Source organism: Arthrobacter sp. NPDC058127 (assembly GCF_042884555.1).
Taxonomy (GTDB): domain Bacteria; phylum Actinomycetota; class Actinomycetes; order Actinomycetales; family Micrococcaceae; genus Arthrobacter.
The window spans coordinates 62,877-81,327 of sequence record NZ_JBHVTT010000015.1 but is presented as its reverse complement, the minus strand read 5'-3'; the positions used below and the strand labels follow the sequence as shown (position 1 = coordinate 81,327).

Here is an 18,451-nt window from a genome sequence, read left to right as displayed (position 1 = left end):
CATGGAGCGTTTGTGGGCCCCGCGGCACGACTAGGGCAATCGCGGTTGTTTGAAGACCCAGACCCTGAACAGGATGAACTTCAGCAGGGTTGCCAGGAGGTTGGCACCGACGACGCCCGCTATTTCGACCCCTCTGGAGGGTTCACCTCCGGAGGCCAGCCAGAAGAGTACCCCCGAGGTCAACGCCAGGCCGAGGGCGAAGACCACGAGGCCCTGGAACTGATGCCGCACGGCGCCCGTGGTTCCGGAGACCCCGAAGGTCAACCGCCGGTTTGCCGCCGTGTTGGCAACCGCGGTGACAAGCATTGCCACGAAATTGGCGGTCTGGGCATCGGCGATCGTGCGCATGAAGACAAACAGGGCGAGATAGGCCAATGTCGAGACGACACCGACGACGCCAAATCGGAGCATTTGCCCGAGGAGTGCGCCGTTGCTTTTGTCCGGAGCCTTGCGGCCGAGGGCGCTGCGCAGCTCGGCGACAGGGATGCGCCCGGTCATCATGTCCCGCCCGATCCGCGCGATCCCTTTCAAGTCATCGATGGAAGTGCGCAGTATGTCAACCGACGAGTCCGGGTCGTCAACCCAGTCCACCGGCACCTCGGCCACCCTCAGGCCGGCGCGGTCGGCGATGACGAGCAGCTCGGTGTCGAAAAACCAGGCGTCGTCGACGGTGCACGGCAGGAGTGCACGCGCAATGTCGGAACGGATCGCTTTGAAGCCGCACTGGGCGTCTGAGAAGCGGGCGCCTAGTGAGCCGCGGAGGATGAGGTTGTAACTCCGGGAGATGAACTCCCGCTTGGCCCCTCTAATCACGCGTGAGTTGCGGTTCAGGCGTGTTCCGACCGCCAAATCCGAATGCCCTGACAAGAGCGGGGCAATGAGCGGTCCGAGGGCAGCCAGATCCGTGGACAAATCGACATCCATGTATGCCACCACTGCCGCCTCGGACGCGAGCCACACGGTGCGAAGCGCTCGCCCGCGCCCCTTCCGGTCGAGGTGCTCGACGCGCACTTCACTGAGTTCGCTGCTGAGCTTACGTGCAATCTCGAGGGTCGAATCTGTGCTGGCGTTGTCCGCGATCGTAATGGTGAACAGGTGCGGGAAACTGCCTTTGAGGTAGGAATGCAGGCGACGGACCGCCGGTTCGAGGGCCTCTTCTTCGTTGTACACCGGTATCGCGACGTCAAGAATCACGCTGCCGTCGGACGTGCTGATCGGCGCCCGTTCGGGCCGGATGGCAGGGATGTGGCCGGCGCCGGACTCGGCCGCTTGCCTTGGTCCCCCAGGCTGCTGCCGCCCCGGTTGTCCGGCAGGCAGCGGCCCGGAGTGGGTCGTCATCGCATTGGACATAGTCCCAAGGTATGCAACGAAGGTGAGGGCTTCCCTGACGGAGCCTGTGCGTCCGCCGTAAACAGGATCGGACGCCACCCGGCTCCGCCGCCACCACTATCTGAAACGCAAGGTCACCAACTGGAACGGGCGCAGGGTCAGCTCGGCGGCGCCCGCTCCGGGCGTCACTCCGGGAGCATCGACGGGGCGCTCCAGGAGGTCCACGGATTGCACCATCCGGGAATCGAAGTTGGCCGTGATGAGACCGGTGGAGCGCTCTCCCAGCGATTCGTAGAGCCGCACAATGACGTCTCCGGAGCCGTCTTCGGCAAGCTTGACGGCCTCAATGACCAGCGCTTGGTTGAACACCGTGAAGAGCGGCTCCACTGGGTTCGCCCCCGCCAGCAGCCTCGGTTTGAGGTTGGTCCGGTAGCCCTCCTCCACTGCGTCGCCGATGCTGGCGCCGGGCCGGACGCTCAGATCCAGGACATGCATACCGAGGTCGGCCCGGGGGTCCGGGAACTTGGGCGCCCGCAACAGTGACACACGGACGTTGGTGGTGGTTCCGCCGTCGTCGCGGATGGTCCGGGTGACGTCATGCCCGTAGCTTGACGCATTGGAAATGGCGACGCCGTAACCCGGCTCTGCCACATGGATCCATCGGTGGGCGCAGAATTCGAACTTGGCGGCTTCCCAGGAGGTGTTGGTGTGCGTAGCCCGGAATACGTGCCCGAATTGGGTCTCCGAGGCGGAACGGTCCGCACGGACATCCAGCGGGAAACCGATCTTCAGCAGCTTCTCGTGTTCCTGCCAGTCCACCGTGGTGGAAATCCCGAGGGATTCCGCGCCCGCCTCGAGGGAAATGCGCTGCGTGATGGTGGAGGAGCCGATGGTCCGCTCCACCACGACGACGGCGTCCCAGCCCGCGCTTTCCAGCGTCACCGATCGCGCCTCGACTACCGAGACGACATTCCGGCGGTAGAACTCGTCGATGTCCCAGGCATCCCATTCGTTGGGCGTGTCCCGGTGGAGCTCAAGATGGTTGCCGAACTGACCGGGCGCAATGGCTTCGCGGCCTGTTGCGTAATCCGAGAGGGAGGTCAGCAATCCGTTGGCGTCCAGCACCGCGCGGATGATGCCGTTATCCAAAACATAACCGCCGGCGCGTTCCGTGACGTTGACTGGGCTATCCGAGTGGACCGCCTCCGCTGCGGCGAGCGCCGGAACACCGTTGCGCTCATGCGGGGCCGCATTGAGCAGGAACATGGTGTCTCCCTCGCCCAGAAGGGCGGACGCGGCACCGGCAATGATGCCTTCCAGCTCCCTGGCGATCGCGGCATAGTTCCGCTCCGCATCCTGGTGGACCCACGCAATGGCGCTGCCCGGCAGGATGTCGTGGAACTGCTGCAACAGTACAAGCCGCCACAAGCGCTTAAGGTCCGCCGCGGGATAGGTGAACGAACCGGCAGTCCGCACTGCCGCCGTCGAGCACCAAAGTTCGGCCTCGCGGAGCAGGTGCTCCGAGCGGCGGTTGCCTTGCTTGGTATTTGCCTGGCTCGTGTAGGTGCCCCTGTGCAGCTCGAGGTACATCTCGCCCACCCAGACCGGGAGGTTGTGGTACTCGGCCTCGGCCTGCGTGAAGAACTCCTTAGCGGTTCCCATGCGTACTTTCGGTGAACCTTCCAGGTCCGCCGTTCGGTGGGCTGCGGCAACCATTTCGCGCGTGGGTCCGCCACCGCCGTCGCCGTATCCGAAGGGGACCAGCGAAATGGTGCCCCGGCCGTGCTCCCGGTAGTTGCGCTGGGCGTGGGCGAGCTCGCGGCCGTGGAGCTCGGAGTTGTAGGTGTCCACGGGCGGGAAATGGGTGAAAAGCCGCGTGCCGTCGATACCCTCCCAATTGAAGGTGTGGTGCGGCATCTTGTTGACCTGGTTCCAGGAGATCTTCTGGGTCAGGAACCACCGGGAACCAGCGGACTTGACGATCTGCGGGAGGGCCCCGGAATATCCGAAGGAGTCAGGCAGCCAGGCCTCCTGGCAGTCGATGCCGAACTCCTGCAGGAAGAAGCTCTTGCCCTCGACGAATTGGCGGGCCATTGCCTCGCCGCCGGGCATATTGGTGTCCGATTCAACCCACATGCCGCCAACCGGCACGAATTGCCCGGCCTTCACCTTCTCCCGGATCCGGATGAACAGCTCAGGATAGAACTCCTTCATCCATGCCAATTGCTGCGCCGAGGAGCAGGAGAAGACGAAATCGGGGTTCTCATCCATGAGGGCGACAACGTTGGAGAAGGTGCGGGCGCATTTGCGGATGGTCTCACGGACCGGCCATAGCCAGGCCGAGTCAATATGGGCGTGGCCAGTGGCCAGAAGTTCGTGGGCCGAGGCGTAAGCGGGCCGGCTCAAGACCTCGGCTAGGGCATCCCTGCCGGCGGCTGCGGTACCCGCAATATCGTCCGGGTCCATGACGTCCAGCATGCGCTCAAAGGCGCGGAGAATCTCGTGCCGCCGCGGCAGTTCGAAGGGCAGCTCGTGCATCAACCCGCTGAGGGTCCAGATGTCTTGGTGGAGCTCCCAGACCACCTCGTTGAGTTCGGCTATGGCGATGCGTCCGAGCCGGTAGCGGGGCTCGTCTCCGGAGGTGGACTTGTCCCCCAGGGGGGTTGCCGCGAAGCTCCACTCCTGGCTGAGATCCGGATTAGCTGCGGCTTCGACGTAGAAGTCGACTGACAGGCCGCCACCCAAAAGCTTCAGCGGAACGTGCTGATTGCGGGGAGAAATGGCCTTGATGATGGTGCCGTCGGGCCGCCAGGCGATGCCCTCGCACTGGAATCCGGGGGAATCGTTGCTGAACCCGAGATCGACGACGATCTCCACCGTGGTGCCATCGGCAACTCCCCAGCCCTCCGGAACCTCGCCCCGAAGCCGCAGCCACTTGGTGCTCCAGGCCTTGCCCCACGCAGCACCGTGTTCCTGGGGTTCGAAGACCTGGCGGAGTGCTTCCGAGGCTGGAACCGGCTCGCCCGGGGCATCCCAGCTGCTCAGTTCAAGGGGCAGCGCGCGGCCATAGATGGCGGGGGCTATCCGCTCCCGGACAAAACGTTCGAGCCGCTTCTCAGTGATCCGGCGGTCGTCGTGCAATTGAAGTCCCCTTTGGCGGTGGGCTAGGTTGAGATTCCATTCGATGGATAAAATCTACGTTGTTCCGGGACAATAGCCAAGTGATTGGCGGCTATCCCTGCAGGTCCTTAGCCCCCACCGCCACCCTGTCACTGCCCGCGTAGACGTTCAGGCTGGTCCCCCGGCTGAATCCCACCAGGGTCAAACCAGTCTCCTGGGCGAGCTCCACGGCGAGGCTGGAGGGTGCGCTGACGGCGGCCAAAACCGGGATTCCTGCGAGCGCCGCCTTCTGGACCAGCTCGAAGGATGCCCTCCCGGAGACCTGCAGGACCGTGCCATGCAAGGGCAATAATCCTTCGCGCAGAGCCCAGCCCACTACCTTGTCAACCGCATTGTGCCTGCCCACGTCTTCCCGGAGGCACAGTAGCTCAGCCTCGCCGTCGTCGTGGATCCGGAAGAGTCCGGCGGCATGCACTCCCCCGGTCTTGTCGAAGACCGCCTGTGCTTCGCGGAGGCGGTCAGGCAGCGAGGCCAGAACCTCTACCGGGACGCTCAGGGGGTCGCCCGAAGGGCTGAAGCGTGAGGATTTGCGCACTGCCTCGATAGAGTCGGTGCCGCAGATCCCGCACGAGCTGGAGGTGTAGACGTTGCGGCCCGTCTCCGGAAGGACGACGTCGGGACGCAACTGGGCCTCCACCACGTTGAAGGTCTGAACGCCGTTCTCGTCCTCGCCGGCGCAGAAGCGCAAGGAAATGAGCTGGGCGGGGTCCCAAATGACACCTTCGGAGACCAGGAAGCCCGCCACGAGGTCAAAGTCGTCGCCAGGGGTCCGCATGGTTACGGAGAAGGACATGTGCCCCAGGCGCACCTCGAGCGGTTCCTCGACGGCAAGGAAGTCTTCGCGGTAGCGGACCGGGTGCTCCAGCGCCTGTTCGGAGCCATCCAGGACGAATTTGTGCACCTTGCGGCGCTGGGTCACCCGTCCCATCTCAGATACCCACCGTCCCGGCAGCTTCCGCGTGCTCGGCGGCTTCCCCGTGCTTGACGAACCGCACCGTCATGGCCTTGTAGCCCGGCGTGTTGGATTCCCGGGCAACGAGCTCCCGGTGGACGAGGGCGTTGGCCTCCGGGAAGTACGCGGCCGCGCAACCCTTGGCCGTGGGGTAGGCAACCAGTCGGAACTTGTTCGCCCGGCGTTCCGTTCCGCCGAAAGTGGAGATGACGTCCACCATGTCCCTATCCCCGAAGCCGAGCTCGCTGAGATCGTCCTCGTGGACCAGGATGACCCGGCGGCCTTCGGAAATGCCCCGGTAGCGGTCGTCGAGGCCGTAGAACGTGGTGTTGTACTGGTCGTGGCTGCGGACTGTCTGCAGGATCAGGTGGCCGGCCGGGGCTTCAAGGTACTCCAGCGGGCTCACTGTGAATCGTGCTTTGCCGATATCCGTGGCGAACGTGCGGGTGTCGCGTGGCGGGTTGGGCAGCACGAAGCCGTTCTTGGTCCGCACCCTTGCGTTGAAGTCCTCGAAGCCGGGGATCACCCTGGAGATGTGGTCCCGGATGACGTCGTAGTCCTCGGCCATGGCACGCCAATCCACGGGGTGGCTATCGCCGAGCACCGCCTGCGCCATGCGTGCGACGATGACGGGTTCGCTGAGCAGGTGCTCCGAGATCGGGGTCAAGCGGCCCTGGGTGGAGTGGATGACGGACATGGAGTCTTCCACGGAGAGGATTTGCCGTCCGCCCGGGTGTTTGTCGTCCGTGTCCGTGCGGCCCAGGGTGGGCAGGATCAGGGAGGTCTTTCCGTGCACCACGTGGGCGCGGTTGGGCTTGGTGGAGATGTGGACCGTCAGCCCGGCCTTCTTGAGCCCTTCTTCCAGCGCGACAGTGTCAGAGCCTGCCGCGGCGAAGTTTCCGCCCATGGAAACGAACACATCCACGTCGCCCTTCTCCAAGGCGTGTTGGGTTTCCACGGAGTCGTATCCGTGTTCCCGCGGCATGGTGAATCCAAACTCTTTGTCCAGGGCTGCCAGGAAGCCTTCGGACGGCTTCTCCCAGATGCCCATGGTGCGGTCGCCCTGCACGTTGGAGTGGCCGCGGACGGGGCAGGCGCCGGCGCCACGCTTGCCGAAGTTTCCCTGCAAGAGCAGCAGGTTGATGATTTCCCGCAAGGTGTCTACGGAGTGGGGTTGCTGGGTCAGTCCCAGCGCCCAGCAAATGATGGTGCCCTTCGACGCGGCCAGCATGCCGGCCACCTTGGTGATTTCGATGCGGCTCAGGCCCGTGGCGCGTTCCGTCTCTGCCCAGTCCAGCGTAGCCCGGGTTTCGGCGTAGGCCTCGAATCCGTCGGTCTGCGCCTCGATGAAGGCTCGGTCCACCACTGTTCCCGGCTGCCGCTTCTCCTCCTCCAGCAGGAGGTGGCCCAGCGCCTGGAACAGAGCGAGGTCGCCACCTACCTTGATCTGCAGGAATTCATCGGCAATGTCCGTGCCACCGCCCACCACGCCGTTGAGCGACTGGGGATCCTTGAAGTTCAGGAGTCCGGCTTCCGGCAAAGGATTGACGGCTACAACCTTGCCGCCGTTGTTCTTGCAATCACGCAGGGCTGAGAGCATGCGCGGGTGGTTCGTGCCCGGGTTCTGCCCCACAACGAGCACAAGCTGCGCTTCATGGATGTCTTCGAGTGAGACAGTGCCCTTGCCGATGCCGATGGTCGGGTTGAGTGCGCTTCCCGAAGACTCGTGGCACATGTTCGAGCAGTCGGGCAGGTTGTTGGTGCCCAGGCTCCGGGCGAACAACTGGTACATGAAGGCTGTCTCGTTGGCCGTGCGCCCGGAAGTGTAGAACACGCAGCGCTCCGGCGTGGTGGCATTCACGTGCTCGCCGATCAGGCTGAAAGCATCCGTCCAGCTGATGGGCGAATAGTGCGTGTCGCCAGGGCGGATGACGACGGGCTCGGCGATGCGCCCTTGGCTGCCCAGCCAGTATTCGGTCTTGTCCTCGAGCTCGGCCAGGGAGTGCCGGGCCCAGAACTCCGCGTCGACTACGCGCGTGGTGCTCTCCTCGGCGATTGCCTTGGCCCCGTTTTCACAGAACTCGGCGGGACTGCGTTTGCCGGTAATGGACTCCGGCCAGGCGCAGCCGGGACAGTCGAACCCGTCCCGCTGGTTGACGCGGAGCATTGACTTGACAGTCCGGCTGACGCCCGCTTGGGCCCAGCCCCGTTCCAATGCCACGGTGACTGCCTTGACGCCCGCGGCGGAGCGCTTGGGTGGGTGGATCTGGAGGTCATCTTCATTGATGTCCTGTTCGGGAGCATGCCTGTTCATGTCCCCATCATTGCAAGGCCTGACTCGCTAATCCACCCGCGTCCATCCTGCACGGGAAGTTCTCAGCCTGTCAGGGCGCTCCAGTCCACAGGCCCGGACGGAACTTTGCGGGCTGGCCGGGCGGGAGTCTTCTTGGCCTTGTCCTGTGTGGGCTTCGGCAGGGGAAACGGCGGCCCCCACGGCAACGGAAAAGCGGGCACTGCTTCGCCCAGTTGCACGCCGTGCGGTGGCACCACCATGACGCCGTCCGCGCCGGCGAGGCCGCGCATCATCCCTGGCCCCGCATGCTGGGCAGGCGACGCCAAGCCGTACACGAACCTGAAGGGAAGCAAACGCGTTCGCCCGGGGTCGGCGTCGAGCATTGCGCCGCAAGGCACCTCTCCCACCTCGGGCAGCGTCCCGTGACCCAGCCCCGCGAGGAGGGGTGCGCCGATCGTGAAGAGAACCATCATGGCCGCGAGCGGATTGCCGGGAAGACCCAACACGAAGCGGCCGTCCGGCAACTCGGCCAGGACGGCAGGATGTCCCGGACGCATCGCGATTCCATCGATCAGCAATCGGCCGCCGAGTTCCGCAATGGCCCGCCGGAAGTGGTCCGTCCCCGAACGGCCGGTTCCCCCGGTGGTGATGACGACGTCGGCGGGTGGCGCGTCCGGCGACGGCTCGCCTTCCTCAAGGGCCGAGAGCCATTCCTCATAGGAGTCGCCCACCTTGGTTTGCCCGCCGCGGATCCCGCCAAGGAGTTCGACGACGGTGCCAAGCTGGGGACCGAAGGTATCCCTCACCCTGCCGGGGGCCGGGACACCCGCGGTCACCACTTCGGAGCCGGTCAGGAGCATCTTCACGAGGGGTTTGCCCAGGACGTCCAGTTCGTCGCGGCCGGCCAAGGCGGCGAGGGCGAGATGGGCCGGATTCAAGACAACGCCGGATTTGATCAGCAGCTCGCCCGCCGCGGCTTCTTCTCCCGCGTTGCGGATATGTTGCCCGTTGCGCGGTTCGCCGGGCTTCGCGTTCCCGCCGAGGGCGAGTAGCGGCAAGCCGTCTTCGTCGGTGGTCAGGACCCCGCTCTCGCTCCGCAGCACGGCTTTGGCCCCCGGCGGAATCAGGCCGCCGGTGGCGATCGGGCTCGCTTGGTGCGGGGCCAGCCGATGGCCCGGCTCCGCCAGGATCCACGGGCCGCTGCCGTTGACCGCCCAGCCATCCATCGCCGACGACGCATAATGCGGCAGGTCCTGCAAGGCATGGACATCCAAGGCCAGGGTCCTGCCGATGGCGTCCTTCAGCGCAACGGGTGCGGCGGGAATGGGCGTGGCACTATCGAAGGCAAGTTGCCGCGCCTCCGCCCACAAGTGGTCGGCGTGCGGGACATGCTCGGGGGCTTCCGTCATCCGGCGTCGGTTCCGGGGTTCGTATAATCTTTCGCGAGCGTGCGTGCCAGGCCCATGGCGGCATCCATCGACGCGGATTGAGTGGCTTGTCCCGAACCCGCGGCAAGTCCGGCCGCGAAGCCGGCAATGAAGGTAGTCAAAGGAGCCGCCGGCCGAACCACTGAATGGGCTGCAACGCCTGCCAGGGACAGGACATCGTTGATGTCGATCTCGACGTCTTCCAACTCATATGCTTGCAGCAGGCTCCTGCACCATTCCTCGAGCGTTTCTTCCTGGCTCTTCACGATCCGCCTCCACAGTCCGGTACAGCTGTTGTCACGGCAGGTCGCCGTCCACTCCAAGCGCCGCGGCATCGTCCCAGGTATCCACGTCATCGGTGGATCCTGCGGGGACAGGCACGGCCAGCAGATCAAGCCTAGCAAGCAGCCGGAACACCGCGGCGTTGACCAGTCCACCTTGTTCTGCCGCAGCCTGCACTTCCCGCCGCAAAGCGGATACCTGGTAGATCCCGAGCAACGGTTGTTTCCGGCCATCTGCCGATACGGACATGGCCCCTTCCGCTTCCGGGTGGGCGGCAAGTTCCTGGAGCAGGACCGGAACCGCGGCCGCGGCCAGGGGCATGTCGCAGGCCAGGACGAGTACCCAGGGCGCGCACTTCGGGGACGGACTGTCGCCGTCTTGTCCCTCTAGCACGGCGAGTCCGGCGGCGATCGCGGCTGCCGGTCCGGCGAAGGGCGGGTCCTCCCGCGCTGTCAATGTGCCGTGCGGCAAAGTCCCGGGATCAGGCCCGACGACGACGACAGTCCCGGCGCCGCGCGCTGCCGCCACGGCGCGGTGAAGGAGCGTGGCGCCGTCGTACCTCAGCTGGGCTTTGGGCACGCCGCCGAGACGGGAGGACTTGCCACCCGCCAATATCACCGCATCAAAGTCCACCCGCCCAGATTACCCGGGGAGCAGGCTCAATTCCGGTTCAGGCCGCCGATTCAGGCAGGAGGAAGGGATCCCATGCGGGCGCAGGTTTCTCAAGCTCCTTGATCTGCCAGATAGTCCCGGTGGGCGCCGCGGGAGTGAACCTCAGTTTCCAGCCCATCTCCGCCGGCGTGTGGTCACTCTTGGCGTTGTTGCAGCGCAAGCACGCTGCCACCAGGTTTTCCCAGGAATCCGCGCCGCCCCTGGATTTGGGGTGGACGTGGTCAATGGTGTGGGCTGCTTTCCCGCAATAGGCGCAACGGTGGCCGTCGCGGCGCAAAACGCCGCGGCGTGTAACCGCTGTGATGGTGTTGTATCTCGGCCGGATGTAGCGATTGAGTAGAATCACGGACGGACGTCCGAGAATCTCCTGTGGCCCGACGACAGGCTCGTCGCCTTCGGCCACTACGCTCGCTTTTCCGGTGAGCACAAGGACCAGCGCCCGGCGGAAGGTTACTACCGCCAGCGGTTCATATCCAGCATTCAGAACGAGTGTGCGCATGCACGTACCTCTTCACGGCCGCACCCGTCAGGGGCGCGAGGGCCGGCTGCCCTCTGCATGTACGGGCTGTGGATCGACAACCTAAGAGTAAACACCCGGAGGCCAGATCAACGAATCCTTGCGGGGGTTCCGGCGCAGTGTCGGTCAAAGTTCATGTGCCGGACACGTAGCCGGAACCTTCCAAACCGCCCGAGGTCCATGACCAGATCCAGATCGACGGGATCTAATGGACGCTGTCGGATTCTGCTGGATCCACGGATGCCGTCGGATTCTGCTGGATCCACGGATGCCGTCGGATTCTGCTGGATCACTCTCTTCGCCGAAGTTGCCGGTCCCGTGATTCCGTGGGCCCGGCAATGGTCCATTCGAATGATTGAGCAGAATCCGACATCCGAGCGAAAACAATCCCGGGACGGACATGACCCGCCCGGGGCCGAGCGAGCGCTACAGCAAAAGCCGGGCGACACGCCAAATCCCTGTCGACACATGTATTCAGGTGTCGACAGGGATCTAGCGCATCCCCAGGTAATTTGCGCGTCGCGAAGTAGTCGGGTTATAGGACAAAACGTGTGTATGGGAGGGGCTTGCTTCCCACCAGAGCTCTACAGCACCGGGCTCCGCCGAGGAGGGCCTATGGCACCGCCTAGGCTGGGCGGGACGGACATAGCGCGCCCGGGATTTACACACGTTTTGCCCTGTAACCCGTTAAAACAGAACATCCCCGCGGGCGGACCAGCGGGGATGTTCCAGTGAAGCTCTGTAGCCGGAGCTATTTAGCCACCAACGCGGATGAAGACCGGGCCGGAGCCGACGTTGACGCTGTACAGGGCGGTGGTGCCGCCGTTCCAGCCACCGTGGACTGCCATGCCGTTGCCGACGTAAACGGCGATGTGGGCCATGCCCATGCCACCGTTCTGGTAGTAGACCAGGTCTCCCGGCTGCGCTTCAGCAGCGCTGACCGTGCGGCCAAGGGAGAGGTAGTCTGCCGGCCAGCCGTGGAAGTTGATGCCAACAGCGGCCAGGGAGTTCGAAGCCAGGGCGGTGCAGTCCTGGGCAACGCCAAGCTGTGCGTAAGCTGCGGCAGCAATTGCTGCTCCCTTGCCACTGGCAACCTTGGTGGCGGGTGAAACAGCAGCCGTGACAGAAAGCGTTGAGACGCCGGTAGCGGCACCCGCAGCCTGCGAAGCCGGAGCGGCTTCCTGGGTGGCAACCGGAGCTGCGACAACCGGAGCAGCTTCGGTGGAAACCACCGGGCGCTCGTACTTGATGGCGACGGAGGAGTCGGCCGAAATGCTGGCTTGGGCGATGGACTGGACTTCCAGGGCGGAGGTCGAAGTGGACTCGCGGGGGACGTTGGTTTCTGCAGCGTTGGCTGCGATACCGCTAGTAAGCACCAGGCCGGAAGCAGCAGCGATAACTGCCGCCTGGCGGCCTACGCCACCGGCGTTGCTGCCGACAGTCTTAGCGATAACGGCAAGCGAGTTGGTCTTGGTGACCGCGGCACGGTGGCGCGCAACAGTAGAGCGTGAAGACACGTTAAGAGGCCTCTCCCTATGCCCGCGAGGTAAGCTGTCGGATTCGGATGGGAGTCATCCGGCCACACTTCTCCCTCTCGGAAGTCATGCGACTTAACCCCAAGGCCATCGGTGAAGATGACCAAAAGTGGGTCCCCCGCCTCTGCCAGACGATGTTTTGCGAACGGAACCTCGGGCAGTGGCAGAGCTAGGCAATCCACCCGAGTGCATCAACTCTCTAAAAGTTGATGCGAGTTAGACGGTACATGAGTTTTGGCTGAATGTCACATTCAGGTCACGGAGCGTGACAAGCATGCGAGAGACGTCCATCGGATTGGCTACAGCCAGCCCAGGGGGTCAACGACGTCGCCGTTGACCATGACTTCAAAATGGAGGTGGCAGCCCGTAGAGGCGCCAGTGGTGCCGCTCAAAGCGATCACATCGCCGCGGCTGACCGTTTGGCCCACTTGGACGCTGAACGAAGACAAATGGTTGTACGTGGTTTCCAGGCCGTTGCCGTGGTCCACCACGATGCGGTTTCCGCCGCCATACGGATGCCATCCAGCGAATGTGACCTTGCCGGCCGCGGCCGCGTGGACCTGGGTGCCGCACTGGGCCACGAAGTCCTGGCCCCGGTGGAACTCCCCCAAACCGCCCGTGATGGGATTCACGCGGTAGCCGAACGGCGAGGCGGTGACCAGCGTGTCCAGCGGCGCCCCCAGGGTGCCCTTGGAGGACGACTCCTTGATGGTGCCGACGGACTGCGCACTCAAGAGCTGCTTGAGCTTGCTGTCCGGATCCGCCGTGGTGGAAACCGCAGCGCGGCTGAAGTCGATCGTGGCGCTTGCCGCGGCCGGAATCTCGGGCTGGGTGCCCACGGCCGACGCGACTTGGTTTGAGTTGGCAGTGGCCGTCAGGGCGCCGGTGCCCGGCATGGCGACCGTCAGAATGAGGCCTGTGGCGGCAAGGGCCACTCCGGCCTTCTGTCCTGCTCCGCTCGCGGCGGCGAACTCGGCCATTTGCCGCAAGGGACCCTTGCGGCGGCGGACTTCGCGATGGGGATCGCGGGGCCGCTCGTGCACGACGGCGCTTGTGCTCCGCAGCTCAGCAGTAGGACCGGACGCGCGTCTGCGGCCCCTGGTGTTCTGCGTAGTCAAGGTTTTCCTCTCTGGCAAGCCTGCGAAGTTAGCTGTCGGATTCGGGCCAGAGAGATCGTGGACCCGGTCCGCGCGAAGGGCGCGAAGCGCAGGTATGTCCCGGAGGAACCCTGCGCTGCTTGCACTTCCGCTGCGGACTTCACCCCAAGGCCGCCTTTCGACAGCCGATGGTGGTTCCCCCGCTTCTGCCAGTGAATGGACTAATCCACCTGATCCGCTGGCAGAACTCGGCTTCGGATCAGGTAACGCTTTGGTATCGGCGCCAGTAGTCAACTATAGGGGATTAACCCCCGCAGTAATAATTTCGTTATCTTTGCCGACGGCCCTTACCGGGCAGCTTAGGCGACCGTGACAAACACGTGCGAGGCAACCTCGGGCGGCAGCTCCAGCGCGCCGTCGATATTGGGTACGCGAACGGAGATGTACTCCCCCACACGTTCCAGGGAAACCCTCGCGCCGGGCCGGATTCCGCCCTCGTCCAGCTGCACGAGCAGTTCCGGTTCCACCTGGATCGGTTCGGCCAGCCGACTGACGGTGACCCTGTTTTCCGGTGAGTATTCGTTCATTGCTTCAAGAAGGTTGACCACGCCATCCGTGAAGGCATGCGATGCGGCTCCACCCAGTGCTTCGAGTCCGGGAATGGGGTTGCCGTACGGCGATTCCGTGGGGTGGTCCAGGAGCTCGTAGAGCCGCCGTTCCACGCGCTCACTCATAACGTGCTCCCAGCGGCATGCCTCATCGTGGACGTAGGCCCAGTCCAGTCCGATGACATCGGCCAGGAGCCGCTCGGCGAGCCGGTGCTTTCGCATGACCTCGGTGGCGCGTTTCCGGCCGGTTTCGGTCAGCTCAAGGTGCCGGTCATTTGAAACAATAACCAGGCCGTCGCGTTCCATGCGTCCGATGGTCTGGGAAACGGTTGGGCCGGAGTGCCGCAAGCGCTCGGCGATGCGTGCGCGAAGAGCCACGATGTTCTCTTCTTCAAGCTCCAAAATGGTCCGAAGATACATCTCAGTGGTATCGATCAGATCCGTCATCCAGCTCAGCTCCTCGAGCGCAGTATCTTGCGTATTTTCCACCGTACCGCAGCCGACTCAGTGGTCGAACAATGGCCGAACCGGCCGGCCGTCCCGGTCCGGGCGCCAGCTCCAAGCTTAGCCTATTTTGAATTACTCCGGATAATTCCGGCACCCGCTCAGCGTCCCGCTCCAGCGCCCCTCCGTCGCCCGGTCAGGCACGGGCCCCACGCCCGGTGGAACAAATGCTTTCCACGTGGCGGACTATGACACCTTCGGTTCTGTCCCCGCCCGCGGAGTCAGGCAGAATTGGGGAGTCGAAGGGGGCAGCTTGCCGCCTGCCACGACCCATCTAGGCCGCTACTTCACCATTGGAGCATCCCGTGAGCGACAACAGCATCACCATCCCTGCCGATTTGCTGCCCAAGGACGGCCGCTTCGGCGCCGGGCCCTCCAAGGTCCGCCCCGAGCAGATCGAGGCACTGTCCGCCGCCTCGACAACGATCCTCGGCACCTCCCACCGTCAGGCGCCGGTCAAGAACCTGGTGGGCTCGGTCCGCGAGGGGCTTAGCCAGTTCTTCCGTGCACCCGAGGGCTACGAGGTGATTCTCGGCGTCGGAGGCTCCACCGCGTTCTGGGATGTCGCCAGCTTCGGCCTGGTCGAGAAGAAGGCCCAGCACCTCTCCTTCGGTGAGTTCGGCTCCAAGTTCGCTTCGGCCACCAACAAGGCACCGTTCCTGGAAGCTTCGTCCATTATCAAGTCCGAGCCTGGCACCCGGCCCGTTTCCCAGGCTGAAGCAGGCGTGGACGTATACGCCTGGCCGCAGAACGAAACCTCGACCGGTGTGGCCGCTCCGGTCAAGCGCGTTCACGGTAGCGACGAGGGTTCACTTGTCTTGGTCGACGCGACGTCCGCAGCCGGCGGCCTGGATGTCGATGTTGCCGAGGCCGACGTTTACTACTTCGCCCCGCAGAAGAACTTTGCCTCCGACGGCGGCCTGTGGCTTGGCCTCTTCTCCCCCGCCGCCCTGGAGCGCGCCGCCCGCATCAAGGCAAGCGGCCGCTGGATCCCCGATTTCCTGGACCTGCAGACGGCCATCGAAAACTCGAAGCTCAACCAGACCTACAACACGCCGTCCCTGTCCACCTTGGTGACCTTGGATGCCCAGGTCCAGTGGCTCAACAGCAACGGTGGCCTCGACTTCGCCAGCAAGCGCACCGCGGACTCCGCAAGCCGCATCTACAATTGGGCGGAGGCTTCCGAGTACGCCACCCCGTTCGTGGCGAAGGCAGAGGACCGCTCCAATGTCATCGCCACGATCGACTTCGATGACTCGATCGACGCCGCTGCCATCGCCAAGGTGCTCCGCGCCAACGGGATCGTGGACACGGAGCCGTACCGCAAGCTGGGCCGCAACCAGCTGCGCATCGCAACCTTCGTCGCCATCGAACCGGACGACGTCTCGGCACTGCTCGCCAGCATCGACTTCGTGGTGGGCGAACTGAAGAAGTAAGGGCCTGCCGCGTTCCCGCGGTCAGGACTGGTCGGCGTCGTCCGGGTGAGGATCCCGGGCGGCGCTAGCTTCCTTAACGGCGCTGTCCCTTTTAACAGCGCTGTCCCCTTTAAGAGCATCCCCCGCGCCTTGGGACTCAATGCGGAAGAACTGCAGTCCCCGGGCGCTGCGATCGAAACGGAGCCGCAACTGGCGGGCGCGGATGATCCACACGATCCCGACGACGGCGGTGCTGGCGCCCGCGGCCGCGGCCACGCCCACAGCCCATCGGGGTCCGGCCACGTTGGACACCCAGCCGACGAACGGTGCACCGATGGGCGTTCCACCCATGAAAATGGCCATGTAGAGCGCCATGACCCTGCCGCGCATGACGGGTTCGGTGGTGGACTGCACATAGCCGTTGGCGCTCGTGATCATGGTCAGGGCAAACAGGCCGCAGGGAATCAGGGCCAAGGCAAACATGGTGTAATTCGGTGCCAAGGCGGCCAGTCCGCTCGCGAGGCCGAACCCGCCCGCCGCCGCGAAGATGAGCCGCATCCGTGGCCGTCCGCGCCGGGCGGCCAACAATGCTCCTGCGACGGAGCCGATCGCCATGACTGAGTTGAGCAGCCCGAATGCTCCCGCATCCATGCCGAACTCCGTGCCGACCATGGCAGCGATGAACAGGACGAAGTTCAGGCCGAACGTGCCCATGATGAAAATCGCGACGAGCACAACCACGATGTCCGGGCGATTGCGGACATAGCGGAGCCCTTCGCGGATGCGGCCCTTGCCCGCGGCCGCCCGGGGTTGGACGCGCAAGGAAGAAAGGGGAATGGCCCGGATCGCGCCAAGCATTGCGAGGAAGGTCAGGGTATTGATCATGAATACCCAGCCCGGCCCCACCGCAACCGTCAACACGCCGGCCACGGCGGGACCGATCATGCGGGCGACGTTGAAGGATGCGCTGTTCAACGCAACGGCGTTGGAAAGATAGTCGTCCTTGACCAGCTCCGAGACGAACGTCTGGCGAACCGGGGCGTCAAGTGCCGAGACGACGCCAAGCAACAGCGCGAACACATAGACATGCCATAACTGCGCTGCACCGCTTAGGACCAGGAGTCCCAAGCCAGTGCTCAGGACCGCCATGGCCGATTGAGTCACGACCAGGAGCCTGCGCCGGCTGTAGCGGTCGGCAAGCAGTCCGGCCCACGGGGCCAGGAAAAGCTGCGGCCCCAGTTGGAGCGCCAAGGTCACGCCCATGGCGCCGGCATCGTGGTTGCTCAGATGGGCGAAGACCAGCCAGTCCTGGGCGGTGCGTTGCATCCACGTGCCGATGTTGGAAACGAGCGCACCGATGAACCAAATGCGGTAGTTAAGGACACCGAGCGACTTGAAGGTGGACATCAATTTCGACCTTCACGGAATTCACTCGCCGGGTCCGCCAAGGGCTAGTCAGCCTCGATGTCGTCGGCGTCGTCGTTCTCTTTACCGTCACCGGAGGCGGCGAGGTCCTCAGCGGAGAGGTCGCCGTCGTCGTCCGCGTCAACGGGGGCGCCAGCCTCCTCCGCCAACTCTTCGGCGGCGGCCGCCTCGTCCTCCGGACGGACGCGCTTTGCCCAAGGCACCCATTCAGGAGCGAGGATGGAGTCCTCCGACGGCAGCAGGCCAAGCTCGCTGACGGTGACCACTTTGGAGCGCGAGTTGCGGGTCACCACCGCGTACCACTGCCAACCGCCGTATCCGGCCAGCCGCGATTCGAAAAGGTGCGTGACCACGCGTTCGCCTTCGGAGCGCGCGGCAATATGCGGTCCGATTTCACTCGGTTTGGCAATGGTCTCCACCGCGTTGCGGGCGACGTCGACTGCGGCCGCCAGGAAGGCGTCCGGCTTGCCGACCCGCCACACAGGAATGCCGGTGCGGGGTTTCGCCGTTGCCGGCTTCCGCTCAGCACCGGGTCCAGCCGTGGCTGGAACGGCACCAGTGCCGTTTTCTTCAGGACTGGCTTCAGCGGATTCCGATGTCATGGCAGCTTTAGGCTTCCAGCTCGTCGGCAACCTTGCGCAGGGCTGCGGCGATGGCTTTGCCCTTGGCGCCTTCAGGGTACTTGCCGGCGGACAAGGTTCCGGAGAGGTTGTCCAGGACAGATACGAGATCCTGGACTACCGGGGCGAGCTCGCGGGCGTTCATGCGCTTGGCTTTGGCGATGGATGGCAACTTGTCCAGCACACGCAGGCCCAGCGCCTGGGCGCCCCGGCGACCGTCGGCGACGCCGAACTCAACCCGGGTGCCTGCCTTGAGATCCGCTACGCCTTCGGGCAGTGCGGATTTGGGCAGAAACACTTCCTGGCCGTCCTCTGCTGCGAGGAATCCGAAGCCTTTGTCCTTGTCATACCACTTGACCTTGCCGGTGGGCACGTAATCAACCTTCTTCGTTCTTACTTGCGAGACACAGCAGGCGCGCCACCGCATCCGCAGGAAACTGCGGGAATAGGGGTGACTGCCTGGACCGTGTTGGTCTATTGCTTCAAGGTTATCCTGCCCGGCCACGGATTCGCGCTTTGAGACCCCCGCAGGCAGGTCTCGCCGCCTTTTGCCCGCAACCAGGCTGCACCCTGGCCTGGAACAGGGGATGCGGCC

The 18,451-nt window shown here is 64.5% G+C and carries 15 protein-coding genes and 2 riboswitches; of the genes, 1 reads left to right on the top strand and 14 read right to left on the bottom strand.

Annotated features, from left to right (window positions below):
- Window positions 1–30: 30 nt before the first annotated feature.
- The 11 genes from ACFVTG_RS17995 to ACFVTG_RS17945 form a co-directional block, all read right to left on the bottom strand.
- Entirely contained in the window at window positions 31–1,350 is a 1,320-nt protein-coding gene (locus tag ACFVTG_RS17995; protein WP_390282236.1) for a glycosyltransferase, read from the bottom strand.
- Between the two features lie 96 nt (window positions 1,351–1,446).
- Window positions 1,447–4,470 carry an alpha-mannosidase gene (locus ACFVTG_RS17990; RefSeq protein WP_390282235.1) on the bottom strand — a complete coding sequence of 1,008 codons (3,024 nt, stop codon included), beginning with the start codon at window positions 4,468–4,470 and terminating at the stop codon, window positions 1,447–1,449.
- 91 nt (window positions 4,471–4,561) lie between these two features.
- Complete coding sequence (gene fdhD, locus ACFVTG_RS17985) at window positions 4,562–5,437, bottom strand: formate dehydrogenase accessory sulfurtransferase FdhD (protein ID WP_390282234.1); 876 nt, start codon at window positions 5,435–5,437, stop codon at window positions 4,562–4,564.
- A gap of 1 nt (window position 5,438) precedes the next feature.
- Window positions 5,439–7,775, bottom strand: a complete 2,337-nt coding sequence (locus ACFVTG_RS17980; protein ID WP_390282233.1) for an FdhF/YdeP family oxidoreductase — start codon at window positions 7,773–7,775, stop codon at window positions 5,439–5,441.
- A 62-nt stretch (window positions 7,776–7,837) separates the two neighbouring features.
- Window positions 7,838–9,163, bottom strand: a complete 1,326-nt coding sequence (locus ACFVTG_RS17975) for a molybdopterin molybdotransferase MoeA (protein WP_284752400.1) — start codon at window positions 9,161–9,163, stop codon at window positions 7,838–7,840.
- Window positions 9,160–9,447, bottom strand: coding sequence for a DUF6457 domain-containing protein (locus ACFVTG_RS17970; RefSeq protein ID WP_390282232.1), 288 nt, complete (start codon window positions 9,445–9,447; stop codon window positions 9,160–9,162). Before ACFVTG_RS17970 ends, ACFVTG_RS17975 begins: the two co-directional genes overlap by 4 nt.
- A 31-nt stretch (window positions 9,448–9,478) precedes the next feature.
- A complete protein-coding gene (locus ACFVTG_RS17965; RefSeq protein ID WP_390282231.1) occupies window positions 9,479–10,096 on the bottom strand; it encodes a molybdenum cofactor guanylyltransferase in 618 nt (205 codons plus the stop codon).
- Between the two features lie 37 nt (window positions 10,097–10,133).
- Entirely contained in the window at window positions 10,134–10,634 is a 501-nt protein-coding gene (locus ACFVTG_RS17960) for an HNH endonuclease (RefSeq protein WP_028266173.1), read from the bottom strand.
- A 773-nt stretch (window positions 10,635–11,407) separates the two neighbouring features.
- Window positions 11,408–12,169, bottom strand: a complete 762-nt coding sequence (locus ACFVTG_RS17955) for an NlpC/P60 family protein (protein WP_284752397.1) — start codon at window positions 12,167–12,169, stop codon at window positions 11,408–11,410.
- Between the two features lie 5 nt (window positions 12,170–12,174).
- A riboswitch (cyclic di-AMP (ydaO/yuaA leader) is annotated at window positions 12,175–12,356 on the bottom strand.
- 130 nt (window positions 12,357–12,486) lie between these two features.
- A complete protein-coding gene (locus ACFVTG_RS17950; RefSeq protein WP_390282230.1) occupies window positions 12,487–13,305 on the bottom strand; it encodes a M23 family metallopeptidase in 819 nt (272 codons plus the stop codon).
- Window positions 13,306–13,307: 2 nt separating this feature from the next.
- Window positions 13,308–13,517: riboswitch (cyclic di-AMP (ydaO/yuaA leader) on the bottom strand.
- A gap of 126 nt (window positions 13,518–13,643) precedes the next feature.
- Entirely contained in the window at window positions 13,644–14,339 is a 696-nt protein-coding gene (locus tag ACFVTG_RS17945) for a metal-dependent transcriptional regulator (protein ID WP_269997631.1), read from the bottom strand.
- 362 nt (window positions 14,340–14,701) lie between these two features.
- Between ACFVTG_RS17945 and serC the strand changes: the two genes are divergently transcribed.
- Window positions 14,702–15,832, top strand: a complete 1,131-nt coding sequence (gene serC, locus ACFVTG_RS17940) for a phosphoserine transaminase (RefSeq protein WP_390282229.1) — start codon at window positions 14,702–14,704, stop codon at window positions 15,830–15,832.
- Window positions 15,833–15,853: 21 nt separating this feature from the next.
- Here the strand turns inward: serC and ACFVTG_RS17935 are convergent, their stop codons facing one another.
- The 3 genes from ACFVTG_RS17935 to ACFVTG_RS17925 are packed head-to-tail and all read right to left on the bottom strand — an operon-like array spanning window position 15,854 to window position 18,229.
- Window positions 15,854–17,218, bottom strand: coding sequence for an MFS transporter (locus tag ACFVTG_RS17935; RefSeq protein WP_284752394.1), 1,365 nt, complete (start codon window positions 17,216–17,218; stop codon window positions 15,854–15,856).
- Between the two features lie 44 nt (window positions 17,219–17,262).
- Window positions 17,263–17,838, bottom strand: coding sequence for a DUF3027 domain-containing protein (locus ACFVTG_RS17930; protein WP_390282228.1), 576 nt, complete (start codon window positions 17,836–17,838; stop codon window positions 17,263–17,265).
- 7 nt (window positions 17,839–17,845) lie between these two features.
- Entirely contained in the window at window positions 17,846–18,229 is a 384-nt protein-coding gene (locus tag ACFVTG_RS17925) for a cold-shock protein (protein ID WP_078106274.1), read from the bottom strand.
- Window positions 18,230–18,451: the final 222 nt, after the last annotated feature.

What these genes read in the sequence shown, in the direction of transcription:
- ACFVTG_RS17995 (WP_390282236.1), bottom strand. Translation starts at nt 1,350, where the DNA reads ATGTCCAATGCGATGACGACCCACTCCGGGCCGCTGCCTGCCGGACAA.
- fdhD (WP_390282234.1), bottom strand. Translation starts at nt 5,437, where the DNA reads ATGGGACGGGTGACCCAGCGCCGCAAGGTGCACAAATTCGTCCTGGAT.
- ACFVTG_RS17980 (WP_390282233.1), bottom strand. Translation starts at nt 7,775, where the DNA reads ATGAACAGGCATGCTCCCGAACAGGACATCAATGAAGATGACCTCCAG.
- ACFVTG_RS17975 (WP_284752400.1), bottom strand. Translation starts at nt 9,163, where the DNA reads ATGACGGAAGCCCCCGAGCATGTCCCGCACGCCGACCACTTGTGGGCG.
- ACFVTG_RS17960 (WP_028266173.1), bottom strand. Translation starts at nt 10,634, where the DNA reads ATGCGCACACTCGTTCTGAATGCTGGATATGAACCGCTGGCGGTAGTA.
- ACFVTG_RS17945 (WP_269997631.1), bottom strand. Translation starts at nt 14,339, where the DNA reads ATGACGGATCTGATCGATACCACTGAGATGTATCTTCGGACCATTTTG.
- ACFVTG_RS17935 (WP_284752394.1), bottom strand. Translation starts at nt 17,218, where the DNA reads ATGTCCACCTTCAAGTCGCTCGGTGTCCTTAACTACCGCATTTGGTTC.
- ACFVTG_RS17930 (WP_390282228.1), bottom strand. Translation starts at nt 17,838, where the DNA reads ATGACATCGGAATCCGCTGAAGCCAGTCCTGAAGAAAACGGCACTGGT.